9 protein-coding genes and 1 pseudogene are annotated in these 10,505 nt (G+C 66.8%); 5 read left to right on the forward strand and 5 right to left on the reverse strand.

Annotated features, from left to right (window positions below):
* The 3 genes from A9X03_RS03770 to A9X03_RS03780 all read right to left on the reverse strand — a co-directional run.
* Window positions 1–971, reverse strand: a 971-nt coding sequence (locus A9X03_RS03770) for a BTAD domain-containing putative transcriptional regulator (protein WP_068259738.1), incomplete at its 3' end; no start/stop codon positions are given.
* A 296-nt stretch (window positions 972–1,267) separates the two neighbouring features.
* The gene (locus A9X03_RS03775) at window positions 1,268–3,166 is read right to left on the reverse strand and encodes an ABC transporter ATP-binding protein (RefSeq protein ID WP_068259740.1); all 1,899 of its coding nucleotides are present in this window, start codon (window positions 3,164–3,166) and stop codon (window positions 1,268–1,270) included.
* Window positions 3,163–4,920: an ABC transporter ATP-binding protein gene (locus A9X03_RS03780; protein ID WP_068259749.1), complete on the reverse strand. Its 1,758-nt coding sequence runs from the start codon at window positions 4,918–4,920 to the stop codon at window positions 3,163–3,165. The genes A9X03_RS03775 and A9X03_RS03780 overlap by 4 nt, the downstream gene beginning before the upstream one ends.
* Window positions 4,921–5,103: 183 nt before the next feature.
* Here A9X03_RS03780 and A9X03_RS03785 point away from each other — a divergent pair, with 183 nt between their 5' ends.
* Both A9X03_RS03785 and A9X03_RS03790 read left to right on the forward strand, forming a co-directional pair.
* On the forward strand, window positions 5,104–5,661 hold the full coding sequence (locus tag A9X03_RS03785) for a DUF3558 domain-containing protein (RefSeq protein WP_067761192.1): 558 nt from the start codon (window positions 5,104–5,106) through the stop codon (window positions 5,659–5,661).
* Complete coding sequence (locus A9X03_RS03790) at window positions 5,658–6,200, forward strand: DUF3558 domain-containing protein (RefSeq protein WP_067779649.1); 543 nt, start codon at window positions 5,658–5,660, stop codon at window positions 6,198–6,200. The genes A9X03_RS03785 and A9X03_RS03790 overlap by 4 nt, the downstream gene beginning before the upstream one ends.
* Window position 6,201: 1 nt before the next feature.
* Here the strand turns inward: A9X03_RS03790 and A9X03_RS03795 are convergent, their stop codons facing one another.
* Window positions 6,202–6,702, reverse strand: a complete 501-nt coding sequence (locus tag A9X03_RS03795) for a histidine phosphatase family protein (protein WP_156670285.1) — start codon at window positions 6,700–6,702, stop codon at window positions 6,202–6,204.
* A 17-nt stretch (window positions 6,703–6,719) separates the two neighbouring features.
* Window positions 6,720–6,891 (reverse strand): annotated as a pseudogene (locus A9X03_RS30030) (hypothetical protein); the annotation flags it as partial.
* A 110-nt stretch (window positions 6,892–7,001) separates the two neighbouring features.
* Here A9X03_RS30030 and A9X03_RS03800 point away from each other — a divergent pair.
* The 3 genes from A9X03_RS03800 to A9X03_RS03810 all read left to right on the forward strand — a co-directional run.
* Window positions 7,002–8,204: a cytochrome P450 gene (locus A9X03_RS03800; RefSeq protein WP_068259743.1), complete on the forward strand. Its 1,203-nt coding sequence runs from the start codon at window positions 7,002–7,004 to the stop codon at window positions 8,202–8,204.
* Window positions 8,205–8,695: 491 nt separating this feature from the next.
* Window positions 8,696–9,847 (forward strand): exonuclease SbcCD subunit D, encoded by a 1,152-nt coding sequence (locus A9X03_RS03805; RefSeq protein ID WP_068259746.1) that lies wholly within the window; start codon window positions 8,696–8,698, stop codon window positions 9,845–9,847.
* A partial coding sequence (locus A9X03_RS03810; protein WP_156746461.1) for an AAA family ATPase occupies window positions 9,844–10,505 on the forward strand: 662 nt, incomplete at its 3' end. The genes A9X03_RS03805 and A9X03_RS03810, both read left to right, overlap by 4 nt.

Below are 10,505 nucleotides of genomic sequence, written 5' to 3' on the forward strand. Positions count from 1 at the left end.
GCGTGGTGGCGGCTGACTTTCGGGCTGTCGAGGACGATGTCGTTGTCCGGGAGCCGCCCGATCCGGGTCGCCGCCGCTCGCAGCGGATAACTGCGTCCCGACGTCTCGTGCAGGTAAGCGATCGCCTTCTGCCCGGACACCATGGTGTGTTGTTCGAGCACCGTCACCGTGTCGACGGCGGCGGTCTTGGCGGTTCGTTTCACGTCCAGCGGTTCCTGCCGCAGGATCTGCTCGTTGAGCGACCGCAGCGTCGGGCCCGGATCGATGCCCAGGTCATCGGCGAGCGTCGTCTTGACGCGTCGATAGGCGGCCAGGGCGTCGGATTGGCGGTCGGTGAGGTAATAAGCCGTGATCAACTGCGCCCACAGCGGCTCGCGATAGGGGTGTTCGGCGGTCAGCGCCTCCAGTTCGGTGATCACGGCGGACGCACGCCCGCACGCGATTTCGGCCTCTGCCTTCGCGCCGTGGACCAGAATCTTTTCCTCGACAAGGGAAGTGGCGAAGGTGTCGACGAACTGGAACTCGCGCAAGTCCTCGAGCACCGGTCCGCGCCATTCCGCCAACGCGGCCGCCAGGTGCCGGCTGGCGTCTTCGAATTTGCCGGTGGCTGCGGCGTGTACACCCGCGGTCTTTTCGGCGATGAAGCGTCCGAGATCGTAAGCGTTTTCGGCGATACTGAGCCGGTATCCCGGCGGCGCCGCCGCCAGCACCACCCGAGGGTCGATGCCGGCGGTGCTGAGCAGCTTGCGCAGATTGGACACATACGAATGGATGCTGGCCCGTGCCCCCGACGGCGGCTCGTCGTCCCATAGGGCCGTGATGAGCCGGTCGACCCCGACCGGACTGTTGTGGTTCATCAACAGCATGGCAAGCACCGCCCGCTGTTTGGGAGTGCCCAAGGCCACCAGGCTGCCGTCGACACTCATCTCCAACGGTCCGAGCAGACCGAGTTCGAGACGTTTGTCCACCATCGCCTATCGGTCCTTCCGGTCCTGCGCAGCGCACCTTTGAGATGTCCTAGCTTGCCATTGTGATATCAATCCCTGCGATTTCGGTAGTGACCCGCGAATTGTGCGTGTTCGACGGCTGGGCGCTGATCGCACCGCGGGTGATGAAAAGCGTTCCCCGCCACAAGGACGTGGGGCGCCTGTCGCGAACGGGTCTGGCGCTCAGGCGAACACGCACAAGGCGGACAAGGTTCCGATCTTGGCCTTTTCGTTGCCTCAATAAATTCTCAACGTGACGTCGCAGCGACCCCCGCGTCGGACTAGGCCCTGGTCATGGCGTAGTAGGCGCCCCGCCGGGCCAGCAGCTCGGCGTGGCTGCCCTGTTCGACGATCCGGCCGGCCTCGATCACGACGATGCGGTCGGCGTCCCGGATCGTCGAAAGGCGGTGCGCGATAATGAAACTCGTACGGTCGCGGCGAAGTTCGGACATGGCGCGGGCGATGAGCGCCTCGGTGCGGGTGTCGACCGAGCTGGTCGCCTCGTCCAGGATCAGCAGCCGCGGCCGGGCGAGGAACGCCCGCGCGATGGTGATCAACTGCCTCTCGCCCGCGCTGATGTTGCCGCCGCCTCCGCTGACTCGGGTCTCGTAGCCGGCGGGCAGCGTGTGCACGAACCGGTCGACATAAGCCGCCTGCGCGGCCCGCACCACCTCGTCCGCGCCGGCCCCGGGCCGCCCGTAGGCGATGTTCTCCGCGATCGTCCCGTCGAAGAGCCAGGGGTCCTGCAGGACCATGCCGATCCCCGAGCGCAGCGACTGCCTGCTGACGGTGGTGATGTCGACACCGTCGACCAGGATCCGACCGGAGTCGACGTCATAGAACCGCATGAGCAGGTTCACCAGCGTGGTCTTGCCGGCCCCGGTCGGCCCGACGATCGCCACCGTGCTGCCCGGCTCGGCCACCATCGACAGGTCGTGGATCACCGGGGTGTTCGGGCGGTACCCGAAGGTCACGTGTTCGAACTCGACTCGTCCGGCGCGATGTGTGGCCCCGCTGTCGGCGGTCGGTTCGGGGTCCGCCGTTTCTTCGGGCTCGTCGAGCAGATCGAACACCCGCTCCGCGCTGGCCACGCCGGACTGCAGGGTGTTGTACATCCCGGCCACCTGGCTCAGCGGGGCGTTGAACTGCCGGACGTATTGGATGAAGGCCTGGATGCCGCCCAGGGTGATGTGGCCGGTGGCCACCTGCAGGCCGCCCACCACGGCGACGGCCACGTAGCCCAGGTTGCCGATGAACGACGTCGCCGGTGCCACGAGTCCCGAGAAGAACTGCGCGCCGAAGCTGGCCCGGTAGACGTCGTCGTTGTGGTCGCGGAACTGTTCGCGCGCGGCGGCCTGATGGCCGAACGTCTTGACCACCGTGAAGCCGCTGTACGTCTCCTCGATGTGGGCGTTGAGGCGACCGATGCTCGTCCATTGGGCCACGAACAGGCGCTGCGCGCGCCGCGCGATCGCGCGGGTGGCCACCAGCGACAGCGGCACCGTCGCCACGGCGATCAGGGCCAGCAGCGGCGAGATGGACAGCATCATCGCCAGCACGGCGACGATGGTCAGCACCGACGTGACGAGCTGGCTGATGGTCATGGACAGCGACGACTGCACGTTGTCGATGTCGTTGGTCACCCGGCTCAACAGCTCGCCGCGCTGGCGCCCATCGAAGTACGACAGCGGCAGCCGGTGGATCTTGTCCTCGACGTCGGAACGCAGCGCGACCATGGTGCGCTGCACGGTCACGTTGAGCAGGCGCGCTTGCGCCCAGATCAGCAGCGCGGAAACGAGATACAAACCCAACGCCAGCACCAGGGTTCGTGCCACCGCGGCGAAGTCCACGCCTCTGCCCGGCACCACGCTCATTCCCGAGAGAAGGTCGGCGAAGGTGTTGTCGCCCCTGGCCCGGGCCGCGGCGACCGCCTGTGCCTTGGTGATGCCCGCGGGGAGCTGACGTCCGATGACGCCGTTGAACAGCAGATCGGTGGCGTGGCCGAGGATTCGCGGAACGACGACCCCGATCACCGTGCCGGTCACGCCGAGGCTGATCACCGCGATGCTCAGCCGGCGTTGGGGCGCAAGCCGTCTCACCAGCCGGGCGGCCGAACCCCAGAAGTCGCGGGAGCGTCCGGCCGGGGCCGGGGTCAAGCCGCGAGTGGCCGTCACGGTCATGGCGCGCCCCGGACTTGGCCCGATCGGACGGCGCTGACCGATTGGGAGTCGGCGAACTCGGCATAGGTGGCGCAGTCGGCGAGCAGCGATTCGTGCGTGCCGGTGCCGACCAGTCTCCCGCTGTCGACGACGATCACCTGGTCGGCCTGGGCGGCGGTCGAAACCCGTTGCGTGACAACGATGACGGTGGACTGACCGGTAATCCGCTTCAGCGATTCGCGCACCCGCGCGTCGGTGTGCACGTCGAGCGCGCCGAACGAGTCGTCGAAGAGATAGATGGCCGGTCGGCGGATGACCGCCCGCGCGATGGCCAGTCGCTGCCGCTGACCGCCGGAGAAGTTGATTCCGCCCTGAGCCACTCGCATTCTGAGCCCGTCATCGTGTGCGCGCACGAACCCGTCGGCGTCGGCCACGCGCAACGCTTGCCACATCTCGTCGTCGGTCGCGTCCGGCTTGCCATAGCGCAGGTTGTCCGCCACGGTCCCCGAGAACAGGTAGCCGCGCTGGGGAACCAGCCCGATCGCGGACCAGAGCCGCTCGGTGCGGTAATCGCGGACATCGACGTCGTCCACCAGGACGGCGCCGCCGGTGACGTCGTAGAGCCGGCAGATCAGCGACACCAGCGTCGACTTGCCCGAGCCGGTGCTGCCGACGATTGCGGTGGTGGTGCCGGGCCGCGCGGTCAGCGAGATGTCTTGCAGGACGGGCCTGTCGGCGCCCGGATAGGTGAATGTCGCGCCCGCCAGGCGCACCATTCCGGTGATCCCGCCGCGCGGGAACACCGGGCTCCGCGGGTCGTCGACGGCGGCCTCGGTCGAAAGAACTTCGGTGATCCGTTCGGCGCAGACGGAGGCTCGGGGCAGCACCACCAGCGTCATGGTCGCCATCAACACCGCCATCAGAATCTGGGTGAAGTAGGCCAGGAACGCGGTCAGCGACCCGACCTGCATCTGGCCGCGATCGATGCGCAGCCCGCCGAACCAGATCAGGGCGACGCTGGACACGTTGACGGTCAGCGTGGTCACCGGCAACATCAACGCCTGCCAGTTGCCGGCGGTCAGCGCGGTATCGGACAGCGCGGCGTTGGCCCGGCCGAACCGCTCCCGCTCGTAGCCTTCGCGGGCGAACGCCCTCACCACCCGGATGCCGGACAGCTGGTCGCGCATCACCCGGTTGATGCCGTCGATCAGGCCCTGCATCCTGCGGAACAGCGGGAGCATGTGCGACATCACCCAGTAATTGGCCACGGCCATGATGGGAACGCTGACCAGCAGCAGCCAGGTCAGCGCCGCCTCCTGGTGGATGGCCATCACGATCCCGCCGATGCACATGATCGGCGCGGTGACCAGCACGGTGCTCGAGATCTGAACGAGGTACTGGATCTGGCGGACGTCGTTGGTGCTGCGCGTCAACAGCGTGGGCGCGCCGAAGCGGTCCGTCTCGTGTTCGGAGAAGGTGGTGACGTGTTCGAACATCGCTGCGCGCAGGTCGCGACCGAAGCCCATGCCGGTCTTCGAGCCGAAGTACACCGCCGCGATCGCGCACAACACCTGCAGGCCGGTGACCGAGAGCATCACCAGGCCGAGCCTGACGATGGTGGCCGTGTCGCCCTTGGCGACGCCCTCGTCGATGATGGCGGCGTTGACCGTCGGCAGGTACAGCGATGCCAGCGTGCTGATGAGCTGGAGCACCATGAGCGCCGCGACCAGCCGCCGGTACGGCCGGATGTACTGGCGCAGCAGTGCCAGGAGCATTTCGTAACTGTCGCACACGGCGCGTCCCGCGGCCGCCAGCAACCGCCGGATGGTCTAACTCGGCCGTCGCATGCGGTGACGCGACTGAAACGCCTGCTCAGGCGCGTCGGTGGTTGACCTGCTGAGCTGCCGCTACAGTGCATCGTGTGGACCGGCAGCAGGCTGAGAAGAAGCAGGGTAGCGGTGCGGCGTAACTCGAGGGCGCTGGCCGTTGCGGCGACAGCCTTGGCGATCCTGATCCCCACGGTTGCGGCGTGCTCGGATTCCGGGAGCAACAAACCGGGCGCGACGTCGTCGACGGCGCCGGGAAACTCGGAGGGCCACCACGGGCCGATGTTTCCCCAGTGCGGCGGCATCAACGATCAGACCGTGGCGGAGCTGACCAAGGTGACCGGCCTGATCAACACCGCCCGGAACTCCGTCGGTTGCCAGTGGCTGGCCGGTGGCGGCATCCTCGGCCCGCACTTTTCGTTCTCCTGGTATCGCGGCAGTCCCATCGGGCGTGAACGCAAGACCGAGGAGCTGTCGCGCGCGAGCGTCGACGACATCAACATCAATGGCCACGGCGGCTTCATCGCCATCGGGAACGAGCCCAATCTGGGTGACTCGCTGTGCGAGGTGGGCATCCAATTCCAGGACGACTTCATCGAATGGTCTATCAGCTTCAGTCAGAAGCCGTTCCCGCCGCCGTGCGACATAGCCAAGGAATTGGCGCGCCAGTCGATTGCGAACTCCAAATGAGCAGAAGTAGCGTCCGCGCCCTTGTCGCCGTCTTGATCACCGCGCTCGTCGTGTCGACCGGATGTTCGAGGTCCGTCGCCGGTAACGCCGTGAAGGCCGGCGGTCCGACGCGTAACAACAACTCCCAGCAGCAGTATCCGAACCTGCTCAAGGAGTGCGAGGTGCTCACCAGCGACATCCTCGCCAAGACGGTGGGCGCGGATCCGCTCGACATTCAGAGCACCTTCGTCGGGGCGATCTGCCGGTGGCAGGCGGCCAACCCGGCCGGCCTGATCGACATCACCCGGTTCTGGTTCGAGCAGGGCAGCCTGAGCAACGAGCGCAAGGTCGCCGATTTCCTCAAGTACAAGGTCGAGACGCGGAACATCGCCGGGATCGATTCCATCGTGATGCGCCCGGACGACCCGAACGGTGCGTGCGGGGTGGCCAGCGACGCGGCCGGCGTGGTCGGCTGGTGGGTCAACCCCCAGGCGCCCGGCATCGACGCGTGCGGTCAGGCGCTCAAGTTGATGGAGCTGACGCTGGCTACGAACTCCTGAGTCAGCGCGGGATTTCGAACCCGATCAGCGCGGCGCGGCCGAGTTCGAGGCCCTTCCATCCGGACGTGACCGTCAGCACGGCGATCGCCGACGTCGGGAACTTGATCGAAATCCGTTCCGCCACGGCAACATCGGTGCCGGCACCGCCGAGGCCGAGTGCCACCGCGGACATCGTCGGCTCGTGACCGACGACAAGCAGCGTCCCGACTTCCTCGCTCACGGCGTTGATTTCCTCGATCATCGTGCCCGGGGTCGCGCCGTAGAGCCGCTCGCTGTACCGCACCGGGGCGTCGATACGCGTGGTGGCCAACGTCTGCCGGGTCCGCGTCGCGGTGGAACACAGCACGGCGTCGATGGCCGGGGCGTTGGCGCGCAGCCAGTCGCCCGCGAGGCCGGCTTCGCGAATTCCTCGCGGCGCCAACGGCCGCTCGTGGTCGGCGACGCCGGGCGGGTAGTCAGACTTCGCGTGACGCATCAACAACAACGTGCGCTGGTCTTCCACGGGAGTCACGCTAACCCCTACGCGGCGTCGTCGTCATCGTCGCCGTCGTCGTGGACGAGTTTTTCTCCGGTGGTGGAAGGTGTTGGTGCGGGGTCGGCCGTCGATGTCGGTGCGCCGGGATTTCGCGTGGTCGGTGACGTGGTGGACTTCGGAGAGGTAGCCGGGCACGATGCACTCTGAGGATGAGCACGGTTGTGCGTGTCTAGGTTATTGCGGCTCGCAGTGGCGTGCTGTCCTGACTTACCAGTAGTCCGTCCGACGAACGGTCGGATGCGTCGGTTGGAGGGAGTTGCAGGCATATGGGTGTCCAGACTGCGAGTGAGGTGTTCTACGACCCCTACGACGTCGAACTCAACGCCGACCCGTATCCGCTGTTTCGGCGGCTCCGCGAGGAGGCGCCGCTGTCGTACAACGACCAAAACGACTTCTACGCGCTGAGCCGATTCGACGACGTGCATGCGGCGCTGAATGACCATGAGACGTTCAGCTCTGCGCGGGGAAACATTCTCGAGTTGATCAAGGCTGACATGCCGATTCCGCCCGGCGTGTTCCTGATGGAGGACCCGCCCCTTCACGACATCTATCGCCAGAGCCTTTCTCGCATGTTCACGCCACGCAAAATGCGCGAGGTCGAGGCCACCGCGCGGCAATTCTGTGCCGAGAGTCTCGATCCGTTCGTTGGTACCGGGGGCTTTGACTTCATCGCCAATTTGGGTGCCGAGATGCCGGTGAGAGTCGTGTGCAGGCTGCTGGGAATTCCCGATGAGATGCGGCAGGAGGTCCTTGACCTCGCCGAAAGTCACGTCAACACCGAGGCTGGCGGACAAATGAAAGCCGCGTCCACAGGGCTGGAAACCGGGCAGTTGTTCGCGGACTACCTCGATTGGCGCGCTGAACATCCCTCCGACGACGTGGTCACCGAATTGCTCAGCGTCGAATTCACCGACCTCGATGGCACCAGACGGGGGTTGACCCGCGAGGAACTGCTGATTTGCATCACGCTGGTCGCCGCGGGCGGCGCCGAGACAACGACCCGGCTAATCGGTTGGGCGGGCAAGGTTTTGGCCGAGCACCCCGAGCAGCGGCGGGAGCTGGTCGCCGATCGCAGCCTGATTGCCGGCGCAATCGAGGAGCTGCTGCGTTTCGAACCCCCCGCGCCACACATCGCGCGCACCCTCACACGCGACGTGGACTACTACGGACAACACGTGCCGGCCGGCAGCATCATGATGTTGCTCGCCGGTGCCGCAAACCGCGACCATCGGCAATTCCCGCCCGATGGCGACGTCTTCGACCTTCACCGCAAAGCCGGAGCCCATGTCGGCTTCGGTGTTGGCGTGCACTATTGCCTGGGAGCGTCGTTAGCCCGGATGGAGGGACGCGTGGCGCTCGATGAGGTGCTCAACCGCTTCCCGGAGTGGGACATCGATATGTCTGCGGCACGCATGACCACGACATCGACAGTCCGCGGCTGGGAAACTTTGCCGGCCGTCCTGGCATGAAAAGGTCGCGCCTGGTCTTTGATCCGCGCAAAAATAACCAATCGCGGCGCCATGACTCAACATTCGGACTTGATGACGTGACCTGGGTAAATTAGCTACGCCCACCTGGCGTACCCGACTACCCTTTCCGACAGATGTGGATCGACCAGCCGTCGGGGTGAGGCAGTCGGCGAGTTCGGCGGGCTGTTCGGGGCGGTAGTCGTTCCGTAGGTGGCCAGGTCGACCTCGACGACCTGGCGGGTTGCGGCATCGACCCAGCCGGGCGGGGGTCGGAAGAACCGGCGGACCACGGCACCTACCCGCCGCCGAGTTTCCCCCCACGCTGGGCGGCCGCGGTGGCCGGCAGGATCGGCGCCGGCGGCTCGCCGGTCTGCCCGTGACGCAAAATACCCGCTCGGAGACCTGCCGGGCGAGGTCCCGCGTCTTGTCGGTGCGCGGATTTAAGCTCGCGATGCCCTGGTAATCACGGAGTCCGAAAGGGAGCCGCCGCCATGCGATTCCTGCACACCGCCGACTGGCAGCTCGGCATGACCCGGCACTTTCTCGCCGGTGATGCTCAGCCGCGGTACTCGGCTGCCCGGCGTGACGCGGTGGCCGGCCTGGGGGCGCTGGCGACGGAGGTGGGCGCCGAGTTCGTCGTGGTCTCCGGCGACGTCTTCGAACACAATCAGCTTCCCCCGCAGGTCGTCGGGCAGTCGTTAGAAGCCATGCGCGCCATCGGGATTCCGGTCTACCTGCTACCGGGCAACCACGACCCGCTCGACGCGTCCTCGGTGTACACCACCGCCCTGTTCACCGCCGAACGTCCCGACAACGTGGTGGTGCTCGACCAGGCCGGCGCCCATCGGGTCAGGCCCGGGCTGGAGATCGTCGCCGCGCCATGGCGATCCAAGGCGCCGACCACCGACCTGGTCGCCGACGTTCTCGAAGGCCTCGCGCCCGAACCGGTCACCCGGATCCTCGTCGCGCACGGCGGGGTCGACGTCCTGGACCCGGACCGGGACAAGCTTTCCCTGATCCGCCTGGCCACCCTCGACCGCGCGCTGGCGACCGGTACGGTGCACTACGTTGCACTGGGGGACAAGCATTCACGCACGAATGTCGGTGACAGCGGCCGGATCTGGTACTCCGGTTCGCCGGAAGTCACCAACTTCGACGACGTGGAATCCGACCCCGGTCATGTCCTCGTCGTGGAGATCGACGAGAGCGACCCGCGTCGCACCGCCTCGGTGGAATCACGGCATGTCGGCCGGTGGCGCTTCGTCACCATGCATCACCAGGTCGACACTCGCCGCGACATCGCCGACCTCGACCTGAACCTGGACCTGATGGCAGACAAGGACCGCACCGTGGTGCGCTTGGCCCTCACCGGATCCCTGACGGTCACCGATCGGGCGGCGCTGGATGCGTGTCTCGACAAGTACGCGCGGTTGTATGCCTGGCTCGGCCTGTGGGAACGCCGCACCGATCTGGCGGTAATCCCGGCCGACGGCGAATTCAGCGATCTGGGTATCGGGGGATTCGCCGCCGCGGCGGTCGACGAGCTGGTGGCGACCGCGCGCGAGCCAGCCTCCGATGCTGCCGCCGACGCGCAGGCGGCGCTGGCGCTGTTGCTACGCCTCACCGACCGGGGCGCCGCATGAAGTTGCACCGCCTGACCCTGACGAATTATCGCGGCATCGCGCACCGGGAGATCGAATTTCCCGACCACGGTGTCGTCGTGCTGTGCGGCGCCAACGAGATCGGCAAGTCGTCGATGATCGAGGCCCTCGATCTGCTGCTGGAGTCCCGGGACCGCTCGACGAAGAAGGAAGTCAAGCAGGTCAAGCCCACCCACAGTGACGTCGGATCCGAGGTTAGCGCCGAATTGAGCTGCGGCCCTTATCGTTTCACCTATCGCAAGCGGTTCCACAAGAAATGCGAAACCGAGCTGACGATCCAGTCGCCGCACCGCGAGCAGCTCACCGGCGACGAGGCGCACGAACGGGTCCGCGCGATGCTGGCCGAGACGGTGGACAGCGATTTGTGGCACGCCCAGCGGGTGCTGCAGTCGGCGTCGACCGCCGCGGTGGATCTCTCTGGTTGCGACGCCCTGTCGCGCGCGCTCGACGTGGCGGCCGGCGACGCCGCGGCGTTGTCGGGCACCGAGCCGTTGCTCATCGAACGCATCGACGCGGAATACGGACGCTACTTCACCCCCACGGGGCGTCCCACCGGGGAATGGGCCGCGGCGATCACCCGCCTGGCCGACGCCGAGGCCGCGGTCGCGGAGTGCGCGGCGGCGGTCGCCGAGGTCGACGA

It is taken from the genome of Mycobacterium sp. E1715, from assembly GCF_001667625.1.
GTDB lineage: Bacteria > Actinomycetota > Actinomycetes > Mycobacteriales > Mycobacteriaceae > Mycobacterium.

Bases quoted from the DNA above. Each gene is read 5' to 3' on its own strand.
- A9X03_RS03780 (WP_068259749.1), bottom strand. From the start codon at position 4,920: ATGCTCCTGGCACTGCTGCGCCAGTACATCCGGCCGTACCGGCGGCTG.
- A9X03_RS03805 (WP_068259746.1), top strand. From the start codon at position 8,696: ATGCGATTCCTGCACACCGCCGACTGGCAGCTCGGCATGACCCGGCAC.
- A9X03_RS03775 (WP_068259740.1), bottom strand. From the start codon at position 3,166: ATGACCGTGACGGCCACTCGCGGCTTGACCCCGGCCCCGGCCGGACGC.
- A9X03_RS03790 (WP_067779649.1), top strand. From the start codon at position 5,658: ATGAGCAGAAGTAGCGTCCGCGCCCTTGTCGCCGTCTTGATCACCGCG.
- A9X03_RS03800 (WP_068259743.1), top strand. From the start codon at position 7,002: ATGGGTGTCCAGACTGCGAGTGAGGTGTTCTACGACCCCTACGACGTC.